This window comes from Kastovskya adunca (assembly GCF_059505785.1).
Window position 1 is genome coordinate 57,738 of the sequence record NZ_JCACLG010000041.1, and the last position, 26,874, is coordinate 84,611.

Sequence of the window (26,874 nt, forward strand, 5' to 3'; positions counted from 1 at the left end):
ACGATGCAATGTAAACAAAAAAGCGGTAGAGCAGGTTTAATTGCTCTACCGTTAAAAAATCTCAGTCCCTAGCTGACATGCTAGGGACTGAGGTAATAGGATTAGTGATTACTCCGCCGCTTGCGGTAACAACTCCCGTTGTTCATCACCGGGCAAGACTTTCACATTACCCGACTCATCGACATCGATTTTAGCAAGATCGCCATCCTTAATGCGACCGCTGAGGATTTCCTCTGCCAAGACATCTTCCAAGAGCCGCATGATTGCCCGACGTAAGGGTCTAGCACCATAAGAGGGGCTATAACCTTCTTCGACCAAGCGGTCTTTGAAGCGTTCGGTGACTTGGAGAGTAATTCCTTTTTCCGTCAGCCGCTTAAAGACTTCATTGAGCATAATTGCCGAAATCTCTTTGACCTCTTCCTTCGTCAACTGACGGAAGACGATGATTTCATCCAAACGGTTGAGGAACTCTGGACGGAAGTACTGCTTCAGTTCTTCGTTCACCAAAGAGCGGATGCGGTTGTACTGAGACTCTGCCAGATTTTCGCTGAACTCGAAGCCCAGTCCACCACCACCTTTTTCGATCACCTTAGAACCAATGTTCGAGGTCATGATCAAGAGGGTGTTCTTAAAGTCCACGGTGCGACCTTTGGCATCGGTGAGACGCCCGTCTTCCAAAATCTGCAAGAGCATATTGAAGACATCGGGGTGGGCTTTTTCGATTTCATCGAACAGCACCACGGTGTAGGGGCGACGACGCACGGCTTCGGTGAGCTGACCGCCTTCGTTGTAGCCGACGTATCCTGGAGGCGAACCAATCAGCTTGGAAACGGTGTGGCGCTCCATGTATTCCGACATATCCAGGCGGATCATCGCTTCTTCTGAACCGAAGAAGTAGGACGCCAAGGACTTGGCGAGTTCCGTCTTACCAACACCAGTGGGGCCAGAGAAGATAAAGCTGGCAATCGGACGGTTGGGGTTCTTCAAGCCGACGCGGGCGCGACGAATGGCGCGAGACACGGCTTTAACAGCGTCTTCTTGACCGATGAGACGCTGATGCAGGGTGTCTTCCATGTGCAGCAGTTTCTCAGATTCCGATTCGGTGAGTTTGTTCACCGGAACGCCTGTCCAAGAGGCAACGATTTGGGCAATGTCTTCTTCCGTGACTACGGGGGAGACATCCTCGCCATCCGTCTCTGTTTTTTTGGTAGAGGCGATCGCGCGAATTTCTGCTTTAATTTCCATTTCGCGATCGCGCAGCTCACCTGCTCGGTCAAAGTCTTGACTCCGCACCGCATCATCCTTTTCTTTGAGGACGACGCGCAGCTCTTTATCCAACTCTTTTGCCGCTGGTGGCAGTTGGGAGTTGATCAAGCGCACCCGTGAACCCGCTTCATCCACCAAGTCAATTGCCTTATCGGGCAAGTAACGGTCAGAAATATACCGATCTGACAGCTTGGCGGCGGCAACTAACGCCTCATCTAAGATTTTCAGCTTGTGGTGTTGCTCATAGCGCTCGCGCAAACCGTAGAGAATCTCAATGGTTTCGTCCACCGAGGGTTCACCGACCATAACGGGCTGGAAGCGGCGTTCTAGGGCAGCATCCCGCTCGATGTGCTTGCGGTACTCATCGAGGGTCGTAGCACCGATGCACTGCAGTTCTCCCCGCGCTAAGGCTGGCTTGAGGATATTTGCCGCATCAATGGCACCTTCAGCCGCACCTGCACCAATTAGCGTATGAACTTCGTCAATGACCAGGATGACGTTCCCAGCAGAACGAATTTCATCCATGATTTTCTTCAGACGTTCTTCAAACTCACCCCGATACTTGGTTCCTGCCACCAGTAAGCCAATATCCAGGGTGACGACCCGCTTTTCTTCTAAGATGTCGGGAATATCGTTGTTGGCGATGCGTTGGGCAAGTCCTTCGGCGATCGCGGTTTTACCTACCCCAGGCTCTCCAATCAACACTGGGTTGTTCTTGGTGCGGCGTCCCAAAATCTGGATCACCCGCTCAATCTCCTTGGCGCGTCCCACCACTGGGTCGAGCTTGCCTTCCCCAGCCATGATCGTCAAGTTTGAGCCAAATTCATCCAATGTTGGGGTTTTTGTGCGTCCCTGCGCTCCGGTGCCACCCGTGACTTCTGCTGTCTCGCCCAACATGCGGATCACGCTTGTACGCACTTTTGACAGATCTACGCCCAGGTTTTCTAGCACCCTAGCAGCAACGCCTTCTCCTTCCCGGATTAGGCCCAGCAGCAAGTGTTCTGTACCAATATAGTTATGTCCGAGTTGCCTCGCTTCCTCTAGGGAAAGTTCCAGAACGCGCTTTGCCCTAGGGGTAAAGGGAATCTCTACCGCGACAAAGCCAGATCCTCGACCAATAATTTTTTCAACTTCAATGCGGGCGTCCTTGAGGTTCACCCCCATTGATTTCAGGACTTTGGCGGCGACGCCTGTCCCTTCTCCAATCAGACCCAGGAGAATTTGCTCTGTGCCTACGAAGTTGTGACCCAGGCGACGTGCCTCTTCCTGGGCCAGCATGATCACCTTAATGGCTTTCTCTGTAAAGCGTTCAAACATGACGTTTTTCCATCACCTGCTGCGTGCCCGTGTACGCTGATTCTAGCATAGGGAATCTCTCCGGCTGTTGGCATCCAGACAACCAGAGGGAGGATTTATGTGTAAAGGTTTCTTACGTTCTCCGACTCAGACCGAAATCGCTCTGGCTTAGTTGACTCGGTAGGCTCATTTAGTCACGGGCTAGCCCTTACAAATACTCTGCCGACTAACTGGTAACGTGAGGTACGTCCCAATCCTCAGACAGTTGCCAGCCATATAAGGCAAGGCGATCGCCTAAGAGTTGCCGACAGTTTGCGAGTACTCCTTGAAATTCCGGCGTTTGCAATCCGCTACACCAGAGAATCAAGGCATCTTCATCTGTGTCTTTGTAATAGCGACGGCGACGCCCCGCTTCCTTAAAGCCAAACTTGCGGTACAGAGCTAGTGCCGCTTGGTTAGAAGGGCGCACTTCTAAAGTTGCCCACTCTAACTTGCCGTGACAAGCATCCCGCAGTAAAGCATACAGCAAGAGCTGACCTAACCCTTGACTTTGATATTGCGGATGAACGCCCAGTATCGTGATGTGCGCCTCTTCCAAAATTGACCAGAAGCAACCTAGTCCGACTAGGAGTCCTGATTTTGTAGGAGACGAAGAGGTGTCCGCTTCAGCCTCACCTGCTGGTTCCACAGCGTTCAAAACCAGAAAGTGACTGCTGGAACTGTCTAATTCTCGCTGGTATCCATCCCGCGTCCACAGTCCACCAAAACACAGTTGGTCTAGTTCCAACGCCGCGTCGAGCAACGCTGGTGTTAAGGGCTGAAGTTGTAATAAAGTCAAAGTCACAGCCCCCAATTGTACACTGAATAACGGAAGGCAAGTTCCGTCTACAGTAAGCTAAAGGATAAATATCGCATTATGGTATCGACTCACCCGGTTGGGCTGCAAAATTCTGGCTATCAGTATCTGCCAAAAGATGATCAGAAGACTCTCTCACCCAATCAAGAACTCCTCCCCCTGACAGCTCAGGTGAATAGTCACGATTGCTTGGAAATTGGCGGTTGTGATGTCACGAGCTTAGTTAAAGAATTTGGTTCACCTTTGTACATCTTGGACGAGGTGACGCTGCGGACGGCTTGCCGCCAGTATCGAGATGCCTTTAAACGCTACTACCCAGGAGAATCTTTGGTTCTCTACGCCTCCAAAGCCTGGAGTTGTTTAGCCGTTTGTGCGATCGCGGGTTCCGAAGGATTGGGGATCGATGTAGTGTCGGGAGGCGAACTCTACACCGCCTTAGAAGCGGGGATCAGTGCCGACAAGATTTATTTTCACGGCAACAATAAATCTGTTGCAGAACTGCAAATGGCAATGAAGTCTGGTTGTACCCTCGTTGTCGATAACTGGCTGGAGTTAGAAACTCTGGCAGACTTAGCAACGGCAACAGCACCCGTGCGGATCATGCTGCGGCTGACTCCAGGGATCGAGTGCCATACCCACGAATACATTCGTACGGGGCACTTAGATAGTAAGTTTGGTTTTGATCCCAATGCCTTAGATCAAGTTTTTGAGTTTGTAAGTAAGCATCCCAGCTTAAACTGCATTGGGTTGCACGCTCACATTGGCTCCCAAATTTTTGAGCAGCAACCTCACAAAGACTTAGCCGGGGTCTTAGTCGATTGCCTAAGCAGAGCCGAGGGTTACAATTTATCGATTCAGGAACTTAATGTTGGGGGTGGCTTAGGGATTCGTTATACAGAAGGGGATGATCCCCCAAGCATTGATACCTGGGTAAAGGGAGTGTGTGAGTCCTTGGTGGCAGCTTGTGAGGCAGAGCAGTTGCCCTTACCGAGATTGTTATCAGAGCCAGGGCGATCGCTCGTTGGTTCTGCCTGCATCACGGCTTACACCCTCGGTAGCCGCAAGGAAATTCCCGGTATACGTACCTATCTAGCTGTAGATGGTGGCATGTCAGATAATCCTCGTCCGATTACCTACCAGTCTGTCTACCGCTGCGTCGTCGCCAACCACATGTCTGCTCCATTAACCGAAAAAGTCACAGTTGCTGGAAAACACTGCGAGTCCGGGGATATTCTAATTAAAGACGTCATGCTCCCTCAGACAGAGTCAGGAGATATTTTCGTTGTCATGGGCACAGGTGCCTACAATTACAGCATGGCTTCTAATTACAATCGGCTACCCCGACCGGCAGCAGTGTTGGTTAATCAGGGAGATTCTTTCCTGATTTTGCAGCGGGAAACCTATCAAGATCTTCTTCGGCAAGATCGTTTGCCAGAAAAACTGCAAACGGGCGATAGTAAAAAGTAAAAAGACCAACTTTTTTGGCTGTTTGCCCGTCTAAGTTTTTAAGATCTAGCCAAAGCCAAGCAATCTCGTAGCAAAATTCTTCACTAAAGTTCAATGCCTTCGTCGGGTCCTGGTTTCGACCCTAGCTGGACTCAGTCCTTAGTGCTTCACAGCATTGATGTGGGATTGGTTCTGGCACTTACTTACATGGTGCTCCTGATCATTGGGGAGCGCCGCACCTTGTGGATGGTTCGCGGATTGATTGTCCTGATGCTGGCAGCAGCTATCAGCAATCGCTTAGGGCTAGGGCTACTAAGTTTTGTGCTAGAAAAGTTGGTGGTTGGCTCGGCAGTGGCGATGGCAGTCATCTTCCAGTCCGAGTTTCGTCGGTTCCTAGAACAGTTGGGACGGGGAGAAATTCTCCAACTGTTTCAAGCGAAACGACGCCCACCACCTAAGCCCGATAGCGTAATTGATGAAATTGTTGATGCTGTTAAAGAACTCTCCCAAAACCGAATCGGCGCGCTGATGCTTGTCGAAACGGGGGGACCGATTGACGAACGAGATGTTTCTGTGCCGGGTGTACAGTTAAATGCTGAAATTTCTAAAGAATTGCTACAAACGATCTTTCAAACCTCTACACTGTTGCACGATGGAGCGGTGCTGGTTCGGGGATCGCGTGTGGTAGCAGCGGGAGTGATTTTGCCCCTTTCAGACCGTACCGCATCGCGGCAGTTGGGTACGCGCCATCGGGCAGCGATGGGAATTACAGAGCGAGTCGAAAATTGCTTATGTATTGTTGTGTCTGAAGAAACAGGTTCAATTTCTCTGGCGGAAAGGGGGGCACTGAACCGACCATTGACCAGCAACAAGCTAAAAGAATTATTAGAGGCACGATTTTCGACCTCTGTTGACCGCGAAGCAGTTGCTCCAGGTTTGCGTAGTTTGAGCCGCCGCCTTGGGTCTGGTGGACGGACACTGCTGGCGCGTTTCTTCCGTCTTCCGTCATCGACGTCTAGGGAAAAGAAATGACTGCAAAGCCGACTGCCTTACAAGAGTTACCGGCTGACCTCGATCGATACCGCTTGCCGAAACACGTAGCGGTGATTATGGATGGAAATGGTCGTTGGGCAAAACGTCAGGGACTGCCCAGAATTATGGGGCACCGCCGAGGGGTAGATGTCCTCAAAGACTTGCTGCGCTGTTGCAAGGATTGGGGTGTACCTGCACTAACGGCTTATGCCTTTTCGACAGAAAACTGGGGGCGTCCCTTAGAAGAAGTCGATTTTTTGATGATGCTGTTTGAGAGGGTATTGCGGCGAGAACTGCAAGAAATGATGCAGGAAAATGTGCAAATTCAGTTTGTGGGAAATTTGTCTGCTCTGCCGCAATCTCTCCAGGATGAAATTGAGCGCTCGGTGAATGACACTAAGCAGAATCGGGGCATTCAGTTCACTGTTGCCACGAATTATGGGGGACGTCAGGAAATTTTGCAGGCTTGTCAGGCGATCGCCTCTGCGGTGCAGCAAGGTAAGCTACAGCCGGAAGAGATTGATGAGGAATTGTTTTCTCGCCATCTCTACACTGCCCATGTTGGCGATCCCGATTTGCTGATTCGTACCAGTGGCGAAATGCGCCTCAGTAATTTTTTACTGTGGCAGATGGCTTATGCAGAAATGTACATCACGGAAGCCCTATGGCCCGACTTTGACCGGGCAGAATTTCACCGGGCTTTGTGTGCTTATCAGCAGCGCGATCGCCGCTTTGGGAAAGTGTAGGGATTGGGGACGGGTGTGGCGGGAATTAAACAGGCAAAAGAGACTTTTCGGTTTTACTGAATTTTTCTAGGGGCCAGAAAAAATCGCATCTTCTACGTCTTCGCGGCTTAGAGAGTATTTGAATGAACGTTTTACAGCCCGTCCACCTTCACCTACGTTGAGGTAGCGCACCGCTAGTTCTTCAACTTCTAGGTAAATTTCAGCTTGCCAATGGATTTGTTCAACACGCCAGCAGTGGAGATCTTCAGGGTCTTGTTCGCATCCCTGGGAGCGCAACCACTGCTCAATATCAGGGAGGGGATGATTATACAAAGGGGTATCGGCTGACGGAAGAGTCATAGCTATTTTGAGGGGTTATAGAGACTGAGGAGGTGTAGTGAGGGATTCGACTTGAGCCGATGGGGAATCGTTGGGGCGTTTGGGGCGAGGGGTTGCAGGGAGACGACTTGTTCTTGTACAGGCACATTTTGTTGTTCAGACCTTTGAAAGGCAGCATCGCCGCGTGTTAAGCCAATAGCGATCGCTAGTATCACACAACCCAAGAATGTCAGCCCCAGAACGAATAAAGCAAAGAGTTCCCCGGCGGAGAGAGGACGGTCAGTGGGATCGAGGTAAGCGTTATTGGATCGTTGCGGTTGTCTCGGACAGCTAGGGGGATTAAATCCAGGAGGGACTTGAATCACATTCAGGCGCGAATAGCCAATTTTCTGGTCATAAAGCCGCCGCCGCTCTAGGTTGCTGAGAGTAGCATAAGCTTCGTTGATCTGCTGGAACTTGGCAGTGGCTACCGCAGCCGGCAGGTCAGTTGTATCGGGATGGTAATGTTTGCTCAGTTCCCGATAGGAGCGACGGATTTCGATGGGTGAGGCTGAGGGATGTAAGCCTAGAAGGGTGTAGTAACTGATTGAATCTGACATCCCTTGCTCTTGGGTAGGTTGCCTGACGCTTTCTGGAGCCACCGCAGTTTCACTTTTTGCTGATCAGTTCAGTCTTTGATGACCATTTTAAGCGATCGCACGCTTGCCCAAGCTAAAACGCTGATTGTCAGTCTACTGATTGTTTTTTCTTGTTAGTTGCTCTCTATATTGAGCGACCACACCATAAATTGCGGCGAGTAACACCCAAGTTAGCAAATTCACTCGCACATCAAAGAGCGTTACATCTAGAAAGTTAAAAAGGGTACAGCTAGCAAATGCTAGTAAATAACTGAAAAAGATTAATTTGTCATCTTTTCCTACTTGGGCTTCTAAGGTGGGGATATCTGACCACTGGTTTAAAAGTAAAACACTTGCAGCTAAAATCCAGCCAACTAAGCCACAAAATAATAGGGTAGCGGGGATGCCAATTTCTGCCATTAACATCAGAAATAAGTTGTGGGGATGTCCTAACCAAAGCTGCATTTTGGCTTCGTAGAGGGGAGTAAAGTTCCGTAATCCCCAACCAAGCCCAGGGCGTTCTTGAGCCATCGACCAAGCAAAGCGCCATTGAGTTGTCCGTAGCTGGGCTACAGGACGATCGGGATAGAGTTGGTCTGAAAGCCGCAGCCAGAAGTAGGCGGGGAGGAAGCTACGCAGCCATTGACGCCCCACTGAAGGGCCAAAGGATGCCCAAAGGATACTGGCGGCAAAACCTGCGGCTCCTGCGACTAGTAAGCGCCAACCTTGGTAGAGAGCAAAGGCAAGACCACTTAAAAGCGCGATCGCCCAAGCATTACGAGAACTGGTTAAAATCAGCGCGATCGCATTCCCGATTACCAGCCCACTCAAAAACAACAGCCAGCCCGGACGCTTCATTCCTCGCTGTCGCCAAGCTTGCCATGCTTCTACCCACAAGCCCAATCCCAGGATCAAAATAATCTGGAGATAAACCGCGAGGATGTTGGCATACATAAACAAAGAAGCCATTCGCCCCGGTGGATTTCCCTGGGGTCTAAGTGACCATCCCAAAATGCCCTGAAGCACGCCTTCTGGGCCAACCCAACCCCAAAAGATCTGTCCAAAGCCGAGCAAGACAATAGGTACAGAAGCGATCGCCAAAAGCTTTGCCAATTGCCGCAGTTGATGGGGATGCTCAATTAAGGCACTGAGTCCAGCAAAGACAAAGAAAAACGGCAAAAAGTTTGCCAAACCCAGAAATGCCGCCGGACGGTCAACCGCAAAGCAACAACTGATAATCAGCCCGATGCTCAAGATTGCCAATCCCCAGTTGAGGGGTCGGCGGATAATGGTGCGGCACTGTTGCTTCCAGGCAGCGACGCTCACAAAAAATAGCCCTAATCCTCCCACCAAGGGCAATAAGGGCAATAAAAATGCCAAGATTTGGGCAAAATTCCAGGTACCCTGAAAATTAGGTTCAGGATGCCGACTCAAAAGGTTTTGAGTTTTGAGTTTTAAGTTATGGATTAACGCCTTACTCCTCACGTTACAAGCTGAATTCCTGGGGATTAAACCGCTTCCCAGCACTCGGTGCGGGTGAGGCGAATTTGCGCGAGCGCAAAGATGGTGGGGATGATGCGACCGTAGTTAGTCGCGATCGCCCGCCAACCTAGATCGGCGATGAAGTAACCCCACAACACAGGCCCCAAGAGGGCAAATACGCTGCGAGTTGTACCATAACGAGCCGCATTTAATGCCATTCCTCGCTTGGCTGTTTGCACTGTTACGTAGCTTTGAAACTGTACCGCAGCAGCTGCACCACCTCTAACAACGGCTTGTTGAGCGGCTTGGTAGCTGGCAAAGTTGAGGGCAAACTGCCGCGCTATTTGTTGTAGCAGTAAAGGCTTGAGAACAGAACTCACCGCTAAAGCGCTACCCCCTTTGAGCAGCAAACCCACGGGGTCATGTTGTAGCTGTATAGGTAGAGGTTGAGATAGAGGAGTCTTAGCCAGCGATCGCTGTACTTGTACCGTCAATGATTTTTGTTCGGATTTCGGTAAACGTTTCCAAGCTCGACCCATCAAATTGAGAAAGATCTCTGCCTCAATATCGGTAGTTGAAAAATGTTTAGAATACGGAATTTTTAGATAGCGACAAACCTGGATTAGTGCTTGTCGATAACTGACTTCGTCCGTACGTCCTCTGAGCACTGTCACCCCATCTGCCGCCAAAAACCGAAATCGCTGCTCTATAGCGTCTAACCAAGCTTCCCGGTCTTGGCTTTGGATTTCAATTGGCTCGGCCGTGTGAAAGTAGTCTAAAGGGTTAAATTTGCGGCGAAATAAAATTTGCGTTAGCTGCTCTAGTTCTTCTTCTGTCGCTAACTCCAAGGCACTTCTTAGCTCATCCAATGTCGTTCCCTCCACATCCCCAAGTTCAGTCCTGTTCAATTATTCTACTTCCATTAATTCAATAGGAGCCTCAACTGGGGATTGGCGTTGTAATTACCAATGTGGGTTTAGCAGAACCTGCTTAGGCAAGGCACATATTGACCCGTTGAAGTATATTTCCTAGTTTGAGCCTTCTCACTGCCGCCATCTTGTCAATTGCTTGGTCAGCCTGGTCTGTAGCTTGATTGCTTACTGCCACTAGCCTAAGAAGCTTTCTTTGATTTTGGATACTGCTTTGCCTCCTATTCTTGATCCCGAACTGACCAAAAAGGATAAAGGATAAAAAGTGAAAATCCATCAATAGTCTCAATCCCCTTTTTTTAATACGGGAGAGCAGAAAATTTCTGGTGGCAGTAAACCGTTTAGGTGTCGAATCATTACTGAGTAGGACGGTGTAAATAATTAAAGGTTTCTAGTGAGGGTTAAAACCTCAAAATGGGTCTGAAGTCTTTATTAAAAGCTACTTAAATATTTTCATATTGCAACACAAAATCTGATTTATTTTCACCTACTTATTGCTACCCCAACATTAATTTGTAAAATTGGTTCATACTTTACAACTGGGGTCTTTATTCAACATTATTGAGTTTCCATTAAGAAAGATATGGTTAATTGTTTTAACTCTTCACAATTCACTTTTCCTTGAGAATTGCGGGGCAAACTTTCTACTGCTACCCAATATTTAGGGCGCTTAAATTTACTTAGCTTATCTACAATTTTTGCTTGCAAATCTGCAACAGATATAGATAAACTCCGAGGAACATAAACTGCCGTGACAACTTGCCCCCACTGCAAATCAGGCAAGCCAATGACACAAATATCAGTAACTAACTGGGTGGCTTGAATCGCTGCCTCTACTTCTGCCGGAAAGACATTTTCGCCACCTGTAATAATTTTCTGACTCCGTCGCCCGACAATAGTTAAGTAACCTTTATGATCAAAAAAGCCTAAATCGTCTGTTTGAAACGGTTGAGACTTACTGAAGAATTCTGGATAGTAACCCCAGGCTAAAGAATTAGATTGAATCGTGACAATACCCGTTTGATTAGTGGCTAAAACCTCGCCAGTTTCTGATTGAATCGTTACCTTCGCGTGGGGTAAAACTTGTCCGCAGCTAGTATTTCCGGCGAGAAAATCTTCCGGCTTGAGCGTGACGACTTGAGAAGCGGTTTCCGTCATGCCGTAGGTGGAGGCAAGGCGGATGCTGTGGCGTCTGGCGGTGTCGAGAAGTTCCTGCCAAGCGGGTGCGCCACCTAAAAGCACTGTGTGAAAGCGGGATAACCAAGCCGCATCGATTTGTAGCAGCCTTACCAGTTGGGTAGGTACGAGGGAGATGAAGAATTCCGAAGGATCGATATTATGACGATCGCCTTTCTCTATCAATCTTTTAAACGGCAAAATTACCAATTTGCCGCCAGTAGTAAACGAACGCAAAAACTGCATTAACCCACTGACGTGATACAGAGGGAGAACGCAAAAGGAATTTACCCCCCTCCCTGGTGCTGTTCCCTCCGGACTCACAGGAGAAGCTGGCGAGCTTTCAGCGCCTGCAAAATACTGAGCAAACCCCCCTACCGATGCCATCAATGTTTCCCAAGTGTGGATGGCAAATTTAATCTTGCCAGACGAACCCCCTGTGGGAATCATGATTGAGGGAGAAAGATTTTGGGCTGGCTTGCTAGAGGTTAGATCCCCCCAATCCCCCTTTTTAAGGAGGGCTGTGTCACTGTTTAAAATATTCCCCAAAACTAAATGGGGTTGAACTAAATCAAAGACTTGTTGCCATTCCTGTTCTACCCAGTGGGGATTACAGAGGAAAACGTGGCAATCCGCAGCACAGGCGGCGATGAAACTGGCGAGGAAGTGTAGGGGTTCAGATTCTGCGATCAGGATTTTTGGTGGCGTCGGGCGATCGCCTAATGAGATCAATTTCTCATAAAACTCCTGGCTCAACTGCCTAAATTTTTGGCTGTCGTAACCAACCAGCCAATCCTGATCAGCCCTTTGTTTGAGATAGGTTAGGGGTGTTTCCATAGCTGTTCTAGCCAGGTTTCTTTGTCCTCATCAAACCAGTCATCGACGCCAAAGCCAACCGCGCGGTCATTTTGAGATAATTCTGCTGCCAAATTTAGAGCGGCTTGTTTGCCAATAGCGGTTTCAAACACCGATGAAAATACCGCGTCAATAAGCGTGCGATCGCAAAACTGCCGCAAACATTTAGGAGAACCGGCGATCGCTACCTTAACAACAAAAATCCCTCGCCACCCTCGCTGATAACAGGCTTCTAACTGCCGGAGAGTCGCCACCGATTCATCTAAAGCCAAGGGTGTGGCATACTCAGCACTCAACCCCAACATCCTGTGGAACTGCTCCGGCGGTAGCGGCTGCTCGATAAACTCGATCATTCCTGCCTGATCCGCCGCTTGCAGCCACTGCTCCGCCTCTTTTAGAGTCAGCCCACCGTTGGCATCCAATCGCAGCTTTGTCCCCGCAGGTAACGCCTGAGTTAGTTGCTGAAAACTCCTCAGTTCCTCTGCAATCGGACTCACCCCAATCTTCCACTTAAAGGTACAACTCCCCTGGTTCCAAGGTTCTTGCCATGCTTGCAAAGCCGCTTCCCCAGTCGGCAACAGATAACTGTAGGTGTGGGTACTACAGGAGAATGAAAGCTCTTTCCGGTTGACAGGAGTTGGAAAAAGATCATTCCCGTTAAAGGGGAAGGATTGGGGAGGGATAACCTTAGAGGTTTGTCTCGCCAACCCTTCCCACGCCGACTCAAAACCAAATTGACAAGCTGGCAATTGGGATGGAATAGAGAAAACCTCAGTTGCGGTAATTTCCTCTGGTAACGAGGCGCAGAAATCCCTCGCTTCCTGCAAGGTTTCCGAACCAAACCAAGCAATCGGGGCAATTTCACCCCAACCTACTTGCCCGGTTTGATCGGTGAGGCGGAGAATGATGCCCTCTCGAACCTCCCAGCGTCCGTGGCTGGTTAAAAGCGATCGCTTAAACTTCCTCTGATAAGGGCGAAACTCAAAGGAGTAGCGCATCACACTTGCTTAACCCCATGGCTGGACAAATCCTAATCCCAATAACAAACCACTCCAAAAATGTACCGACACAGCAATAAACTTGCAGTTACTCACCCGTTCTGGTTGATTGTGGTACTGCTTGACGTGCCGGAAGAGTTGCAGGGCAAAGGGGAGGCTAGCAAAGATGAGTAATGTACCTACGGGGAAAATGCCGAGAAAAACAAACAAAGCGGTGAGAACGTAAATGCTGCCACCAAACCAGGGGAGTATTTCTGCCCCTCGTTTTGTACCGAGGCGAACAATAGGCGATCGCTTACCTGCGGCTAAATCATCTTTAATTTGGTGAAAATGGGAGCAAAACAGAATTAAGCTGGTAACAATTCCCACAATTACCGAAGCTGCCAAACCCCGCATTGACCAAGTTTGGGCTTGGGAGTAGTAAGCGGCTGCTACTGCTAAGGGGCCGAAGGTAATCAGGCAGATGATTTCCCCCAAACCATGATAGCCAAAGCGAAACGGCGGCCCCTGATAGGTGTAACCAAAGGCACAGCACAGTAAGACTAACCCAATCACTGTTAAATCTTGCTGCCACCAAGCGATCGCGCCTATTCCCAGTATCCCCAATCCCAAAAAGAAATTACTTAACCAGAAAATCAGCCATTTATTTCCTGTCAAATTTACTAATGAATGCGCTTTGTTTTCATCAATTCCAGTCTCAGAATCAAAAACATCATTGCTAAAATTAACCCAAGCAACAATCAAAATTGCTGAGAACAAAAATGTAGAAAATACTGTTTTTTGAAGAATTTGAGTTTCAGCAAAAGCTACAGCAGTGCCCACCCAAATTGGAATAATTGCCACACTGTACATTGGTGGCTTGATGGCTGCTAGCCATAATTTGCTGTTAAATGATTGAACGAAACTTGTAGTCATCTGACAAAATTAATTACTAGAAGCCAACTATTGCTAAAGTTTCAACAGGCAAGTGCCTGAATACTAGCTAAAGTAAGGATGAGGCAGCGGCGTTGCGATGCTCAATTTTTGTTCTGAGAGTACACACAAGTCTGGTTGCACTGATGATAAAGATAACAGACAGGATGACAACCCTACTAGGAAAGTTTTTTCAGTAGCATGAAGTTGCTCTTGCAAAACTCCCCATTGCTGGTAGCTGGCTGTCATTTTGTGCCACTTAACTCAGAACCTGACCCCTGACTGGGGTAACTGTGGTCAGTATCAACGGATACCTAGAGGTCAACCAGGGATAAGGGCATCCCCCCTAAAATATCCCACCATTGTTAACTAGCTTTAGGAATAGAACTTCAAGAAACTTTACCCTCTGCTATTGATATGCTAGCTATTCCCTACCGTACTAATCTCTTATCCGCTCAAGAAGAACTGTATCAGTTTCTGCGGATTTGTCATCAAAAATCAATTGAAAAGAATTGCCCTCAAATTGTCAGCATTTCTCAAGAAATATCCACCGTTGACCCCTTGGTTGTTTTGCAGGCGATCGCCCAACTCAATCAGATCCATTTTTATTTTGAAACTCCAGCGAAAAAACAAGCGATCGCCGCCATTGATTCTGTCGCTTCTTTTCAATCCTCAGGGAAAAGTCGCTTCTCAAAATCCCAAGACTTTATTCAATCTTGCTTAAATGAAATCATCAGTACAGGGGACTTAAACTTACCTTTTGCAGGGCCGCATTTTTTCTGTAGTTTCACCTTTTTTGCTGACCAACTCCCCATCAACGCGCCCTTCCCCCCAGCTACCGTTTTCCTTCCCCGTTGGCAAGTTTCGCGCGATCATGACACCTGTGTCTTAACAGCGAACTTGTCCATTGACCCACAAGTTGATCTAGAATCTCTCTCAGAACATTTGTGGATGCAATTCAAGACTATTACTTGGTCAGGCAGTAAACCCTTAGATATTCCTGCCCAACGACCGCCACAACCTTTCCAACCAGCGATCGCCGACTCAGAACACTTTCGATTAGCCGTTTCTTCCGCATTAGAATCAATCGGCACCCATCGATTTAATAAAATCGTCCTTGCCAGTACCCTTGATGTCACCGCTCCCCATCCTTTCTCCTTAGTCGGCTCCCTAAATAATCTCCGCCAACACCATCCTGATTGCTATATCTTCTCAAGTAGCAACGGTAAGGGAAACAACTTCATTGGTGCTAGCCCTGAGCGCTTAATCAGTATTCATGACCATCAATTAATTACCGATGCTTTAGCGGGTTCAGCACCACGCGGTAAAACAACAGCCGAAGATACCCAATGTGCTAGTCGTTTGCTAAACAGTGAAAAAGAGCAACGCGAACACCAATTTGTGATTGACTTCATCACCGGCTGTCTCTCTCACTTAGGCTTGATGCCGCAACGGTTGCCCATACCTCAACTGTTGCAACTGTCTAACATCCAGCACTTGTGGACGCCGATCCAAGCAAAAATCCCCACTGACGTGCATCCCCTGAAAATTGTCGATGCCTTGCATCCTACCCCCGCCGTCGCTGGCGTCCCCACCAAAGTCGCTGAAGAGCAAATTCGCCGCTACGAAGGTTTTGACCGTTCCCTCTATGCCGCCCCCTTGGGTTGGCTCGACCACAAGGGTAACAGTGAATTTATTGTGGGTATTCGCTCTGCCCTCATTACCGGAAATCGCGCTAGACTCTACGCTGGTGCGGGCATCGTTGCGGGTTCCAATCCCGACAAAGAACTCGCAGAAATCCAACTCAAGCTCCAAGCCTTAATTAGATCGCTAATTTAATCAATTTCTACCCGTTCAAAATGTTCAACAACCGGAAAAGGGTCATAAAAATGGTGAAGCAGTTTTTTCCACTGCTGATATTCAGGAGAGTTTCTAAATTCGATTGTATGAGCTTCTAAAGTTTTCCATCTTACTAGTAATAGATATCTGCCTTTAGCTTCAAGACATCGTTGAAGTTCGTGGGACAAATATCCATCCATCGACGAAATAATATTAGCAGCTTCCTTAAAAGCCATTTCAAACTCTTGCTCGTAGCCAGGTTTGATGGTAAGTATAACGGCTTCAAGAATCATCAAATCTCTGTAAATAACATTTTAGTTAGTACCGGAATATCGTTTTTCCGTTACTCAATATATTAGTAATGCCCATTGATTTTCGTAACACCAATACAGTTTGGTCTTCCATTCTGGTGGAAACCTTAAAACGCTTAGGACTGACCACCGCCGTTATTTGTCCGGGTTCGCGCTCCACCCCCCTCACCGTTGCCTTTGCCCAAAACGAGGCGATCGAAACCATTCCCATTCTTGATGAACGCTCGGCTAGCTTCTTTGCTTTAGGTATCGCCAGAGCCAGCAAACGCCCTGTGGTACTAGTGTGTACCTCTGGGACAGCCGGGGCAAACTTTTACCCTGCGGTCATCGAAGCTAGGGAAGGTCGAGTTCCCTTACTTGTACTGACGGCTGACCGACCTCCAGAACTTCGCAATTGCCATTCTGGGCAAACCATTGACCAACTCAAGTTATACGGCACCTATCCCAACTGGCAAGCCGAGTTAGCGCTGCCGAGTGTGGAAATGGCACTCCTGGCGTATTTGCGACAAACTACGATCCAGGCTTGGGAGCGATCGCTGTTTCCCATTTCCGGCCCCATTCATCTCAATTTACCCTTTCGCGACCCCCTCGCTCCCCTGAACGACCTCATCCCAGCGGATTTGCCATCCAAATTGCAGCTAGAGGAGTTCTTTGCCACCGTCGTCCCCCACTCTCCACTTTCTACTCCCCACTCTCCACTTCCTAGAGAATGGCAACAATGTCCGCAAGGCATCATCATTGCTGGACTTGCCCAACCGGAACAGCCTCAAGCTTATTGTGAAGCGATCGCTAAACTTTCCCAAACCCTTGGTTGGGCAGTTCTTGCCGAAGGACTCTCCCCTGTGCGAAACTACGCCAGCCTTAACCCCCATCTCATCTCCACCTACGACCTGATCCTGCGGAACCCAGAGCTAGCAGAGCAACTCACCCCAAAAATGGTGATACAGATCGGAGAGCTTCCCACTAGTAAAGAACTTCGTACCTGGTTAAGCGCCACCCAACGCCAACGTTGGGTCATTGACCCCAGCGATCAAAACTTCGACCCCCTTCACGGGCATTCCATCCACCTCCGAACCTCGATAGAACAGCTAGCTACTAATATTCCTTCCCTTTCTAAGGCTCAAATCTCTCCCTATCTCCGCCAATGGCTGAACGCTGAAACAAACGTCAGATCAGCTATAGACCAAACCCTGACCACAACCAACCAATTTGAAGGCAAAGCCGCCTGGTTAATTTCCCAAACCCTGCCGCCAGACACGCCCTTCTTCGTCGCTAATAGTATGCCCGTGCGAGACGTTGAGTTTTTTTGGAAACCGGGAAACAGTCATATCCAACCCTTCTTCAACCGAGGGGCAAATGGTATTGATGGCACCTTATCTACTGCCCTTGGTATTGCCCATCACAACCAATCTAGCGTCATGCTAACTGGGGACTTATCCTTGCTGCACGACACTAACGGCTTCTTAATCAGAAATAAATTTGTCGGTCATCTCACGATTGTTTTAATTAACAACAACGGCGGCGGCATTTTTGAGATGCTACCTATTTCCAAATTTGACCCCCCCTTTGAAGAGTTTTTCGCCACTCCTCAGGACATCGATTTTGCCCAACTGAGTGCCACCTACGGCATCGAATATCAGTTGATTGGCTCCTGGGAACAACTCCAGCACCTACTAAACCCCCTCCCCACTACAGGTATCCGCATCCTAGAGTTGCAAACTGACCGCCGTGCCGATGCCAAGTGGCGTCAAGAGAACCTGAGACGATTTGCAGCCAATCTCATGGCTTAGGAGGGGCAAAATTACAGCTATTGCCCCGATAATTTGTTCGCCCTGACCTACTTATCTCCCGAACAACCAGATAGAATAGCGAATCAATCGTTTTCAGGGGTGAAAAATTAATGGGTCGCGCCAACAAGGTTGTACTTGCCTATTCAGGTGGAGTTGATACCTCCGTCTGTATTCCCTACCTTAAAGAAGAGTGGGGCGTAGAAGAGGTCATTACCCTAGCCGCAGATTTAGGACAGGGAGACGAACTCAAACCAATTAAGGAAAAAGCCTTGAAATCCGGTGCTTCTGTATCACTCATTGCCGATGCTACAGAAAGCTTTGTCAAAGACTATGCTTTTCCGGCGATTCAGGCAAATGCTCTGTACGAAAATCGTTATCCTCTCTCAACCGCACTGGCTCGTCCGCTGATTGCCAAGCTATTGGTAGAAGCCGCCGCCGAATATGGTGCAGATGCGGTCGCTCACGGTTGCACGGGTAAGGGAAACGACCAGGTACGCTTTGATGTATCGATCGCGGCATTAAATCCTGACCTGAAAGTGCTAGCACCTGCTAGGGAATGGGGATTTAGCCGTGAAGAAACGATCGCTTACGGCGAACGATTCGGCATTGCTTCCCCTGTGAAGAAGAAGTCTCCCTACAGTATTGACCGTAATTTACTCGGTCGCAGTATTGAAGCGGGTCCCCTAGAAGATCCTAACGTTGAGCCACTAGAAGAAATTTTTCTGATGACTAAGGCGATCGCGGATACTCCCGATCAGCCAGAATACATAGATATTGGCTTTGAGCAGGGCATCCCGACCTCCTTAAATGGCAAAAGCTTAGACGCCGTTAGCTTGATTACTCAACTCAATCAGCTGGCGGGTTCTCACGGTGTTGGGCGCATCGACATGATGGAAAACCGCCTCGTCGGGATCAAATCGCGGGAAATTTACGAAACCCCGGCTCTACTTGTCTTAATTTACGCCCACCGTGATTTAGAAAGTCTCACCTTAACCGCCGATGTCACCCACTACAAGCGTGGGATTGAAGAGACCTACAGCCAGCTTGTCTACCAAGGATTGTGGTATAGCCCTTTGAAAGGTGCGCTAGACGCCTTCATTCAACAAACTCAAGAACGTGTCTCTGGGGCAGTACGCGTCAAACTCTTCAAGGGCAACGCTACCATTGTTGGACGCCAATCAGCTAATTCTCTCTACACCCCTAACTTAGCCACCTACGGCGCAGAGGATCAGTTTGACCACAAAGCCGCTGAAGGCTTCATCTACGTCTGGGGACTACCCACCCGCGTCTGGTCGCAGAAAGTTAGGGAATAGCATCACCAAGTAAGACACCCAGCGCTGAGGCTGGGTGTTTTGGTATAAAGGGGATTTGAGGCAAGTAGAGAGGGGTAAAGCGAAGCGACTTCACTATTGAGCCTCTACTCCGATTCCGTTGTCGTCGTCTCGCTGACCACGACTTGCTTACGACGCGACTCTAACCAGCGAGGAACCGCGATCGCGGCAATAACCAGAACAAGCGCAACGACTGTAAATTTAGCCACCCAAGCGACTAATTGCTCTAGGGGCACCACTCTGCCTACAAAAAACGATAAGCTCACCATCACCGACGCCCAGACTGTAGCACCAGCAACGTTAAATATCAAAAACTCTCGGTAAGGCATCTGGGCAATGCCTGCCATCGGCCCTGCAAAAATCCGCAATAAAGCAACAAACCGCCCAAAAAATACCGCTCTTGCGGCATTTTCACTAAACTGCTGTTTGACTTCTTTCAGTTGCTCTTCTGAGATCCGAAAGAAGCCCCCTAGCTTGAGCAAAATCGGCCAACCGCCTAATTTGCCAACCCAATAGCCGCAGCTATCACCCAAGACAGCTCCGGCGATCGCACTTCCTAATACCCACCAATAGTTAAGTTCGCCACTGCCTGCTAAGAAACCACCAACAAGGGTGATGGTTTCCCCTGGTAAGGGAATTCCAGCATTTTCTAGGGAAATCCCTAAAAAAACAGCCCAGTATCCGTATTGCTTGGCAATTTCCTGGAGCGTCTCCAGTGATATTAGCTCAAAAGACATCCAGTACAGCCTTTACAAAGATTCATCCTATCTCACATATTGGCGCGATTCAGGGAATAGTGTCAATGGAGTAGTTAGGGGTTGGGGAGTTGGGGAGCGGGGGAGCAGGGGAGCGGGGGAGCAGGGGAGCAGGGAAGTTGGGGAGCAGGGGAGCAGGGGAGCAGGGGAGAACTGATAACCTCCTTCATACTTCACCCTTCATACTTCATACTTCATACTTCATACTTCCTAATTCGCCTCCGCTCCTCATCGCTGCTCAGGTAGGTATCAACTCACCTGGACGCAAGCTTGCCCATTTGCCTGTTTCTTTCTTAAAGCTCAAGCAACCGACGACATCCCACTCCATCTCCACATAATCTTGCTGAGGACGGATGTTAACATTAATCGTCGGTTCGGTAGCGTCAAAGTCTGGAGTTTCTGTTAGATGAGGGACTTGATGCTGTGTTTCCACGGCATTATAGGTGGTACAGCGGTCTACGTAGTGACAATTTATACAAATACACATCACTTTGTCTCCAAAGGCTTTCTGTTAATTTAGCTCAGACCAGACAATGATTAACTAGCTATTGGGTTGATTTTTGTTGCCATGTGTGCGTATTCTCTTTCTCAACTAACTTCACAAGCCCTACCTTTGCCGCTAGAAGCCCTGCCCCAATCGGCTTATTTAGTCGGGGGGGCTGTCCGGGATGCCTTGTTGGGGCGACGCTCTGAGTACCTGGATTTAGATTTTGTTCTACCCCAGGATGCGGTGGCGATCGCGCGTGAGATTGCCAGTCGCTATCATGCTGGTTTCGTTGTACTGGATGCAGAGCGGCAGATTGCCAGAGTGGTGTTTGAGCAAGCCACCGTTGACTTCGCTTTAGCTTCAGGCGACAGCTTAGAAACCGACTTACAACGGCGAGATTTTACGATTAATGCGATCGCCTACAACCCCCACACTAATCAAATCATTGACCCCCTGCAAGGCATTGCCGATCTAAAACGCGGCATTATCCGCATGGTGTCGCGGAAAAATTTGCAAGATGACCCCTTGCGGTTACTGCGAGCTTACCGACAAGCCGCTCAACTCAATTTCATCATCGAGCCAGAAACCCGCTCCACTATTTGCGAATTCGCACCTTTACTATCTCAAGTAGCCGCCGAACGCGTGCAAACAGAACTTAGCTACTTACTCCGCTCTCCCCAAGGGAGCATCTGGTTAAAAGCTGCGTGGGAGGATAATTTTCTGTCTCAGGTTTTGCACAAACAGGTGACAGCTCAAAACCTATCCTTAGTCGCTGTCATTGACTCGGTGGTTAATGAACTAGGCACAACCTGGCAAGAGTTTCCGGCGAAACTAGAAAGCGAAATTCCTGGATTAGCTCTAGGCTCGAAGCGCACTTGGCTGAGTATGGCTAAGTTAGCCAGTTTGCTCGGTAACGTCACTCCCACTGGGCTAGTTGCAGACAATAACCTAGAAGAGTTACTAGAAAATCAAAAATACAGCCGCGCCGAAATTCGAGCAGTAAGTACGGTACTCAAAGCATTACCGCAATTACAATCCCTAGCAGAGACAAACTTAGTACTCCCCAACAAAATACCTGTGCCAAAACAATATTTCTTCTTTCAAGAAGTAGGGCAAGCTTTCAGTGCAGTAGCATTGCTGGGAGTAGCATCAGGGATAGCAATAGAAACCATCGCTCCTTTAATTAACCGCTACTGTGACCCCAATGACCAAGTCGCCCATCCCACACCATTAGTCACGGGAAATGACCTGATACAAGCTTTCAGTATTCGTCCTAGCCCCCAGATCGGTCAACTTCTCAACGAGCTTCAATTAGCACGAGCAGAAGGGAGAATTTTCACTCGTGAAGAAGCTTTAGCATTAGCAGCACAACTCATTAATTCCCATTAGCGCTGCTCATTTTTAGCTAATTTTACACTCCTCGGACTATAGCTCCTGTGATAGGTATACTTCTAACGCCTGCTCGTCCTCAGAATAATTGCTCTTATGAGATTCAAAACTATACTGAGAGCGCCAAAGACAATAGCAATATTAAGAAAGAACTTTGTCCATAGAATCCGAATTGGATTTTCCCAAACAGAGTAAATATGAGTTTGCCAAGGAAAGTAGGGAGCATACTCACGTTGGTTTTGTAGTACAAACGCTAAAGGCCAACCTAGAGGAACTTCAAAAAACTCAGCTTTAATGTAAACCGTTACGGGAAAAAAGAGTGAAGTAAGAACAAATACAACACTTACAATTAGTAGAGCTATATAAACAGAATGCTTCATATTTGCGTTTTTTCGCTGAGCAATAGAGTCATATGCAACGCCTACTGTCGGGCTTTACATTATTGATTGCAAACAGCGAATTGCTTCTAGTAACCCTCTAGCTTTGTTGAGAGTTTCCTCGTATTCTTTTTCTGGGTCAGAATCAGCAACTAATCCTGCACCAGCTTGCACGGATACCGTATGATTGCCATTGGCTTGCGAGCGGACGACCATTGTGCGAATGGCGATCGCGCTATTCAATTGCCCTTCAAAATCGTAGTAGCCATAAGCCCCAGAATAAGGGCCACGCCGCTCTGGTTCCAGTTCGTGGATAATTTCCATCGCCCGAATCTTTGGCGCACCGCTTACCGTTCCGGCGGGGAAGCAGGCTTTCAGTAAATCCCACGCCGTCTTACCTGTATCCAGTTCCCCCACCACATTGCTGACAATGTGCATCACATGGGAGTAGCGTTCGATCCTCATTAGCTCATCTACCCGCACCGAACCACTACGACAAACCCGTCCTAGGTCGTTGCGTCCCAGGTCAACGAGCATGATATGTTCGGCAATCTCTTTTGGGTCTTGCAGCAACTCAGTCGCCAGGGCTTCATCTTCCTGGAAAGTTTGCCCCCGGCGGCGCGTTCCGGCAATGGGGCGTAGCGTTGCCTTGATTCCCCCTTCAGGCGATCGCTCTGCCTTCACCATCACTTCTGGACTAGAGCCAATAATCTGCCAATCACCAAAGTGGTAGTACGCCATGTAAGGTGAAGGATTGATCATCCGCAGGGAGCGGTAAAGGGCAAATGGCTCACCGCTATACTCGGCGGCTAGGCGTTGGGAGAGGACAACCTGAAAGATATCCCCAGCCCGGATATAGTCCTTTGCCTTTTGGACGTTGGTACAAAACTCCTCGCGGGAAGTGTTGCTGGCGTACTCATGCGCCTCTGCGCCCTTGTTTCCCTGTCCCCCTGCTCCTCCGGGAGGCGTCCATTCCAATACCGTATCTTTACCCGATAACGGCAGTTGCAGCTTGTTCACCAATGCCAGGACGCGATCGCACGCTTGCTGATACGCCGTCTCCATATCCATATTGCGTAAATCGGCATAAGCGATCGCCCAAATCTTCCGCTTCACCTGATCGAAAACAATCAGATGATCAATCTGCATCCACAACCCATCCGGCAAATCAGTTTCCGTAGCTGGGTAGATGGGAACACGCGGCTCAATCCAGTTAATTAATTCATAGCCCCAAAAACCAAACAAACCGCCAATTCCTGGCGGTAATTGAGGCAACTTGACTGGGGTATAAAGTTCTAGGCAATTGGCTAGGGTTGTAAAGGGGTTCCCTTCAAAAGTTTTCACCGAGCGATCGCGGTTCGTCTGTGTGGTGGTGTTGCCTCTTGTTTCCAACACCCACAACGGATCGCAGCCTAAAAAGCTGTAGCGCCCAATATTCTCGCCACCTTCTACCGATTCCAACAAAAAACTGTAGGGTTGACCCGCACATACCTTGTACCAGGCAGATACTGGCGTTTCTAAGTCAGCCACCCATTCCTGATATACCGGGACAAAATTACCTTGTTGAGCCAGCGCTGAAAATTGTGAGAAATCGGGAAAAATCATCTTTAGGAGCTAGGGATTAAAAGCTAGGGGCTAGTGAGTCCTGAGACTTGAGTCCTGAGTCTTGTCTTTTCATCTTCCCAGACCCCGCCCCTAATCCCTAGTCCTTGTAGTTTAGACCTCGAAGGTCGTTTTACCGCTGAACTTCACCGTAGGTGCATCAGGATTCTCGCCAATGCGACGATCAATCTTACCTACATACGGACGCCCTGCATTCACCTTCTCTGGGAAGACACCATCGTTGGGATGCAGGTATTGAATTTCACCGCTGGCATAAATGCGGTAAATTTTGTAGTCGTTGATTTTGAACTTAGCTCGCAATTGCTGACCGCCTAAGAAGATGCAGTATTCCTTGCGAGAGAGATACAGTAGGTTTTCCCCTTTACGCATAGTTGCAGAGCCGCCTGTTGGCATCTCAAACACTTGCTCTTTGGGGCTAGTCCAGGTGATCGCGTATTTTTCTTCCTCCCAAGCTTTGGCAAGTAAGCCACCGGTGCTACCACCAAACAAAGGAGTTTGTCCGGAAAGAGTTTCTGCCATCGTCTTTTTCTCAAAGTGATTTAGGGCATTTAGGGAATGCTATCACCCCGTTCATCCCCCTTCGGCTAGTCTGTCAAGAACTGTAACAGTTGGGTAAGGGGGAGCAGGCGAGCAGGGGAGCAGGGGAGAACCTCTTACCCTTCACCCTTCATACTTCACCCTTCATACTTTCTTCTTTACTCAGGACTCAGGACTCACCGACTCAGGACTCAGCCTTTTTTAGCGTTTGTTCGTTGGAATTGAGGACGGGTAGTAGAGGGTTGATAACCGACAAGCGATCGCCCAGAGTTGAGTAGGGAGGTTGTAGGCTCTGAGTCACCAGAGGCAACGGGAACAGTAAAGTGAAATTGGCTACCCCGATCTTTGCCTGAAGATTCTGCCCAAATTTCACCATCCCAACTATTAACAATTTGACGACAAATTGCTAGCCCTAAGCCAGTACCGCCAGTGGTTCGTCGCAGTGCGCCTTCTTCCTGATAAAAGCGGTCAAAGACTGTCTCCAACCGATTTGTTTCAATGCCGCGCCCAGTATCAGCAACGGTGACTTTCAAGACGGGAGCGTCGGGGAGCTGTTGCGCTGTGATAGTGACTTGTCCATTGGGAGGTGTGAATTTACAGGCGTTGTCTAGTAATTTTGCCAGTACTTCCACAAGCCATTCCCCATCAACTCGTACTAAGGGGAGGGACTTTGGCACTTGGGTGATGATTTTGGGGCGCTCTGCTTCGGAGCGACGAGCGCGGATGTTGCTCAGGGCAAGTTCGACACACTCTGGTAGAGAAAGAACTTCTGGATGCCATTCAACGCGTCCGCTTTCTAAACGCGAGAGAGTGAGAAAGTCTTGCACTAGTTTTCGCATCCGCTCGGCATCAGTGAGGGCCGTATTGAGCATCACCTGCCGAAGTTCTAGAGACATATCTGGCTCTTGGGCAAGGCTTTCTAGGCAGACTTGGATAGTAGAGAGGGGGGTACGGAGTTCGTGTCCAGTGATGGCGACAAGGTTGCTCCGGGTGCGATCGAGGGCGGCAAGTTGCTGGTTGAGGTCTTCTAGGTTAGCGTAGGCTTCAGCTTGAATCAAGGCAACACCGACTTGAGTGGCGATCGCATCTACTAGTGCTAAATCATCATCTTTCCATTCATGGGACATCTCACCGCAGTTGTGCAGCTCCACCATCCCTAGTAACCTGCCTTGGTAAAGCACAGGCACCATCAGCAAGGATGTAATGGAATATTGTTTAAATAAACGTTTTAGAGAGGCACCTGAGGCTGTCTGTTTAGCCGTCTTGGTTAATCGCTTATCAGTTTGAGTGTTAGCGACATAGACTCGTTCTCGCCGCTTTAAAACCTCTTGAAATAAGGGATTATCTTGCTGCAATGGCAAGGTTTGACCTGCCATTGAGCCTCCTTTTCCCGCTAGAAATTCATGGTTGATGGTAGCCGTTTCATCCGTTGCTTGAGCGCGATAAATCAAACAGCGACATACTTCCATGGCTTGCCCTAATTCCTCTACGGCTACTTGCAGAATCTCCTCCGGATCGAGACTTTGCCGAATCGCCACAGTAATTGAATTCACCAAACGCTCTTTTTGCTCTTGAGCAGTGATGGAACGGTAGGCTTTGAGCAACTTATACTGACCCGCCTGCAAGTAAGTTACCAGGCGCTGTACAAACGGGTCAGGGTCTACATAAGAGAGGGCGGCTTGGTTGGAGAGAGTTTGGGAGGCTGCGGTGGTGATGCCATAGGTTTCTCGCGCCTGCTCAATCTTGTCAGCTAGTTCTGGGCGGTAAGTCAAAATTCTCTCTAGCAGCAACTCAGCCGCCTTATAGCCAACTTGGCGATCGAATGTCCAGATGCCTTCAAAGCGACGGGAAGGGTCCATCTCGGCGTTTGTGCTACTGCTAGTACTCCCGTTGTCTACAGGTAGGGTTCGCTCCCGACAAACCAGACAGATAGTATACTGTTGTCCGATCACCACCAAATGCCACTCTTGACTCAAACTATCTCTGGGATCGAAGGCAATGGTTTCGTAGTAGCCTGAGCTATTTTTGAAGTCAGTTTCCGGTGCTGCTAATACGTAAGTGTGAGAGGTTCGCTCGGCAATGCGTTTGTAGCGGTGCGCCTCTTGTCGGTAAAATCGCTCCCTCTGAAAACTGGCAATTACCAAGGGATGCTCCGTCCCTGCCAAAACCTGATCCTCCATGGCGTGGGAGAGTGCGGTCAAAGAAGACTTAAAGTATAGCTGTTGCCTTAGTTGGGGTAGGGCTTGTGTTAACTCAGCCAGCACAGAAGTTGAGATGATCATTAATCAGTTTTTGTTTTGACAAGCGCAAAATCACTGTGACACCAACTCCACTGAGGGAGTGGTGTATGTTCTTCCCCTGACGATTGGGGCTGCACGCTCAAACGCCAATCTGCTGTTCTGCAAAAGTACGGGAGGCGCATCTGTCCCGTCGAAAATTACCTTGGGTAATCTAGATCTCTATATTTCCTCTCTCAACTTATCCTACAAAAAAAAGGACTAGCTCT

At 48.8% G+C, this 26,874-nt stretch carries 22 protein-coding genes; 7 read left to right on the forward strand and 15 right to left on the reverse strand.

Going from position 1 to position 26,874, the window contains the following annotated elements:
- Positions 1-108 precede the first annotated feature (108 nt).
- Together AC5JR3_RS15605 and rimI are read right to left on the reverse strand one after the other, a co-directional pair.
- Complete coding sequence (locus AC5JR3_RS15605; protein WP_495847463.1) at positions 109-2,583, reverse strand: ATP-dependent Clp protease ATP-binding subunit; 2,475 nt, start codon at positions 2,581-2,583, stop codon at positions 109-111.
- 205 nt (positions 2,584-2,788) lie between these two features.
- Positions 2,789-3,400 carry a ribosomal protein S18-alanine N-acetyltransferase gene (gene rimI, locus AC5JR3_RS15610; protein WP_495847464.1) on the reverse strand — a complete coding sequence of 204 codons (612 nt, stop codon included), beginning with the start codon at positions 3,398-3,400 and terminating at the stop codon, positions 2,789-2,791.
- A 78-nt stretch (positions 3,401-3,478) separates the two neighbouring features.
- Here rimI and lysA point away from each other — a divergent pair, with 78 nt between their 5' ends.
- The 3 genes from lysA (at position 3,479) to uppS (ending at position 6,642) form a co-directional block, all read left to right on the forward strand.
- Positions 3,479-4,885 carry a diaminopimelate decarboxylase gene (lysA, locus tag AC5JR3_RS15615; protein ID WP_495847465.1) on the forward strand — a complete coding sequence of 469 codons (1,407 nt, stop codon included), beginning with the start codon at positions 3,479-3,481 and terminating at the stop codon, positions 4,883-4,885.
- A 93-nt stretch (positions 4,886-4,978) separates the two neighbouring features.
- Positions 4,979-5,896, forward strand: a complete 918-nt coding sequence (cdaA, locus tag AC5JR3_RS15620; RefSeq protein WP_495847466.1) for a diadenylate cyclase CdaA — start codon at positions 4,979-4,981, stop codon at positions 5,894-5,896.
- Entirely contained in the window at positions 5,893-6,642 is a 750-nt protein-coding gene (gene uppS, locus AC5JR3_RS15625; RefSeq protein WP_495847467.1) for an undecaprenyl pyrophosphate synthase, read from the forward strand. The genes cdaA and uppS overlap by 4 nt, the downstream gene beginning before the upstream one ends.
- A gap of 66 nt (positions 6,643-6,708) precedes the next feature.
- On the opposite strand, the gene AC5JR3_RS15630 is transcribed toward uppS, so the two are convergent.
- From AC5JR3_RS15630 to menA, 7 genes are all read right to left on the reverse strand, one after another.
- The gene (locus AC5JR3_RS15630) at positions 6,709-6,981 is read right to left on the reverse strand and encodes a DUF3143 domain-containing protein (protein WP_495847468.1); all 273 of its coding nucleotides are present in this window, start codon (positions 6,979-6,981) and stop codon (positions 6,709-6,711) included.
- Positions 6,982-6,983: 2 nt separating this feature from the next.
- Positions 6,984-7,559, reverse strand: a complete 576-nt coding sequence (locus AC5JR3_RS15635) for a J domain-containing protein (RefSeq protein ID WP_495847603.1) — start codon at positions 7,557-7,559, stop codon at positions 6,984-6,986.
- Between the two features lie 132 nt (positions 7,560-7,691).
- Positions 7,692-9,011 carry an O-antigen ligase family protein gene (locus AC5JR3_RS15640; RefSeq protein WP_495847469.1) on the reverse strand — a complete coding sequence of 440 codons (1,320 nt, stop codon included), beginning with the start codon at positions 9,009-9,011 and terminating at the stop codon, positions 7,692-7,694.
- 74 nt (positions 9,012-9,085) lie between these two features.
- Complete coding sequence (locus tag AC5JR3_RS15645) at positions 9,086-9,928, reverse strand: YaaW family protein (RefSeq protein ID WP_495847604.1); 843 nt, start codon at positions 9,926-9,928, stop codon at positions 9,086-9,088.
- 618 nt (positions 9,929-10,546) lie between these two features.
- Positions 10,547-12,001, reverse strand: coding sequence for a 2-succinylbenzoate--CoA ligase (locus AC5JR3_RS15650; protein ID WP_495847470.1), 1,455 nt, complete (start codon positions 11,999-12,001; stop codon positions 10,547-10,549).
- Positions 11,986-13,017, reverse strand: coding sequence for an o-succinylbenzoate synthase (locus tag AC5JR3_RS15655; RefSeq protein ID WP_495847471.1), 1,032 nt, complete (start codon positions 13,015-13,017; stop codon positions 11,986-11,988). The genes AC5JR3_RS15650 and AC5JR3_RS15655 overlap by 16 nt, the downstream gene beginning before the upstream one ends.
- 9 nt (positions 13,018-13,026) lie before the next feature.
- The gene (gene menA / locus AC5JR3_RS15660) at positions 13,027-13,932 is read right to left on the reverse strand and encodes a 2-carboxy-1,4-naphthoquinone phytyltransferase (RefSeq protein ID WP_495847472.1); all 906 of its coding nucleotides are present in this window, start codon (positions 13,930-13,932) and stop codon (positions 13,027-13,029) included.
- Between the two features lie 414 nt (positions 13,933-14,346).
- Here menA and AC5JR3_RS15665 point away from each other — a divergent pair, with 414 nt between their 5' ends.
- On the forward strand, positions 14,347-15,768 hold the full coding sequence (locus AC5JR3_RS15665; RefSeq protein ID WP_495847473.1) for an isochorismate synthase: 1,422 nt from the start codon (positions 14,347-14,349) through the stop codon (positions 15,766-15,768).
- Here the strand turns inward: AC5JR3_RS15665 and AC5JR3_RS15670 are convergent.
- On the reverse strand, positions 15,765-16,061 hold the full coding sequence (locus tag AC5JR3_RS15670; protein ID WP_495847474.1) for an antibiotic biosynthesis monooxygenase family protein: 297 nt from the start codon (positions 16,059-16,061) through the stop codon (positions 15,765-15,767). The two genes, AC5JR3_RS15665 and AC5JR3_RS15670, sit on opposite strands and share 4 nt — an antisense overlap.
- A gap of 68 nt (positions 16,062-16,129) precedes the next feature.
- Between AC5JR3_RS15670 and menD the strand changes: the two genes are divergently transcribed.
- Together menD and AC5JR3_RS15680 are read left to right on the forward strand one after the other, a co-directional pair.
- Positions 16,130-17,869 (forward strand): 2-succinyl-5-enolpyruvyl-6-hydroxy-3-cyclohexene-1-carboxylic-acid synthase, encoded by a 1,740-nt coding sequence (gene menD / locus AC5JR3_RS15675; protein WP_495847475.1) that lies wholly within the window; start codon positions 16,130-16,132, stop codon positions 17,867-17,869.
- 110 nt (positions 17,870-17,979) lie between these two features.
- A complete protein-coding gene (locus AC5JR3_RS15680; RefSeq protein WP_495847476.1) occupies positions 17,980-19,182 on the forward strand; it encodes an argininosuccinate synthase in 1,203 nt (400 codons plus the stop codon).
- 104 nt (positions 19,183-19,286) lie between these two features.
- Here the strand turns inward: AC5JR3_RS15680 and AC5JR3_RS15685 are convergent, their stop codons facing one another.
- Together AC5JR3_RS15685 and AC5JR3_RS15690 are read right to left on the reverse strand one after the other, a co-directional pair.
- Complete coding sequence (locus AC5JR3_RS15685; RefSeq protein ID WP_495847477.1) at positions 19,287-19,937, reverse strand: DedA family protein; 651 nt, start codon at positions 19,935-19,937, stop codon at positions 19,287-19,289.
- Between the two features lie 256 nt (positions 19,938-20,193).
- Entirely contained in the window at positions 20,194-20,442 is a 249-nt protein-coding gene (locus AC5JR3_RS15690; protein ID WP_495847478.1) for a Ycf34 family protein, read from the reverse strand.
- Between the two features lie 81 nt (positions 20,443-20,523).
- Here AC5JR3_RS15690 and AC5JR3_RS15695 point away from each other — a divergent pair, with 81 nt between their 5' ends.
- Positions 20,524-21,831 (forward strand): CCA tRNA nucleotidyltransferase, encoded by a 1,308-nt coding sequence (locus tag AC5JR3_RS15695; RefSeq protein ID WP_495847479.1) that lies wholly within the window; start codon positions 20,524-20,526, stop codon positions 21,829-21,831.
- 434 nt (positions 21,832-22,265) lie between these two features.
- Here AC5JR3_RS15695 and trpE read toward each other — a convergent pair whose 3' ends face one another.
- From trpE to AC5JR3_RS15710, 3 genes are all read right to left on the reverse strand, one after another.
- A complete protein-coding gene (gene trpE, locus AC5JR3_RS15700) occupies positions 22,266-23,813 on the reverse strand; it encodes an anthranilate synthase component I (protein WP_495847480.1) in 1,548 nt (515 codons plus the stop codon).
- Positions 23,814-23,924: 111 nt separating this feature from the next.
- Positions 23,925-24,350 carry a photosystem I reaction center subunit II PsaD gene (locus AC5JR3_RS15705; RefSeq protein ID WP_495847481.1) on the reverse strand — a complete coding sequence of 142 codons (426 nt, stop codon included), beginning with the start codon at positions 24,348-24,350 and terminating at the stop codon, positions 23,925-23,927.
- A 209-nt stretch (positions 24,351-24,559) separates the two neighbouring features.
- Positions 24,560-26,650: a DICT sensory domain-containing protein gene (locus tag AC5JR3_RS15710; RefSeq protein ID WP_495847482.1), complete on the reverse strand. Its 2,091-nt coding sequence runs from the start codon at positions 26,648-26,650 to the stop codon at positions 24,560-24,562.
- Positions 26,651-26,874 lie beyond the last annotated feature (224 nt).

Coding starts and splice junctions, on each gene's coding strand:
- AC5JR3_RS15705 (WP_495847481.1), bottom strand. CDS start 24,350: ATGGCAGAAACTCTTTCCGGACAAACTCCTTTGTTTGGTGGTAGCACC.
- cdaA (WP_495847466.1), top strand. CDS start 4,979: ATGCCTTCGTCGGGTCCTGGTTTCGACCCTAGCTGGACTCAGTCCTTA.
- AC5JR3_RS15685 (WP_495847477.1), bottom strand. CDS start 19,937: ATGTCTTTTGAGCTAATATCACTGGAGACGCTCCAGGAAATTGCCAAG.
- AC5JR3_RS15670 (WP_495847474.1), bottom strand. CDS start 16,061: ATGATTCTTGAAGCCGTTATACTTACCATCAAACCTGGCTACGAGCAA.
- trpE (WP_495847480.1), bottom strand. CDS start 23,813: ATGATTTTTCCCGATTTCTCACAATTTTCAGCGCTGGCTCAACAAGGT.
- AC5JR3_RS15630 (WP_495847468.1), bottom strand. CDS start 6,981: ATGACTCTTCCGTCAGCCGATACCCCTTTGTATAATCATCCCCTCCCT.
- AC5JR3_RS15690 (WP_495847478.1), bottom strand. CDS start 20,442: ATGTGTATTTGTATAAATTGTCACTACGTAGACCGCTGTACCACCTAT.
- AC5JR3_RS15710 (WP_495847482.1), bottom strand. CDS start 26,650: ATGATCATCTCAACTTCTGTGCTGGCTGAGTTAACACAAGCCCTACCC.
- AC5JR3_RS15680 (WP_495847476.1), top strand. CDS start 17,980: ATGGGTCGCGCCAACAAGGTTGTACTTGCCTATTCAGGTGGAGTTGAT.
- uppS (WP_495847467.1), top strand. CDS start 5,893: ATGACTGCAAAGCCGACTGCCTTACAAGAGTTACCGGCTGACCTCGAT.
- menA (WP_495847472.1), bottom strand. CDS start 13,932: ATGACTACAAGTTTCGTTCAATCATTTAACAGCAAATTATGGCTAGCA.
- menD (WP_495847475.1), top strand. CDS start 16,130: ATGCCCATTGATTTTCGTAACACCAATACAGTTTGGTCTTCCATTCTG.
- AC5JR3_RS15635 (WP_495847603.1), bottom strand. CDS start 7,559: ATGTCAGATTCAATCAGTTACTACACCCTTCTAGGCTTACATCCCTCA.
- AC5JR3_RS15605 (WP_495847463.1), bottom strand. CDS start 2,583: ATGTTTGAACGCTTTACAGAGAAAGCCATTAAGGTGATCATGCTGGCC.
- AC5JR3_RS15665 (WP_495847473.1), top strand. CDS start 14,347: ATGCTAGCTATTCCCTACCGTACTAATCTCTTATCCGCTCAAGAAGAA.
- AC5JR3_RS15650 (WP_495847470.1), bottom strand. CDS start 12,001: ATGGAAACACCCCTAACCTATCTCAAACAAAGGGCTGATCAGGATTGG.
- AC5JR3_RS15695 (WP_495847479.1), top strand. CDS start 20,524: ATGTGTGCGTATTCTCTTTCTCAACTAACTTCACAAGCCCTACCTTTG.
- lysA (WP_495847465.1), top strand. CDS start 3,479: ATGGTATCGACTCACCCGGTTGGGCTGCAAAATTCTGGCTATCAGTAT.
- AC5JR3_RS15655 (WP_495847471.1), bottom strand. CDS start 13,017: ATGCGCTACTCCTTTGAGTTTCGCCCTTATCAGAGGAAGTTTAAGCGA.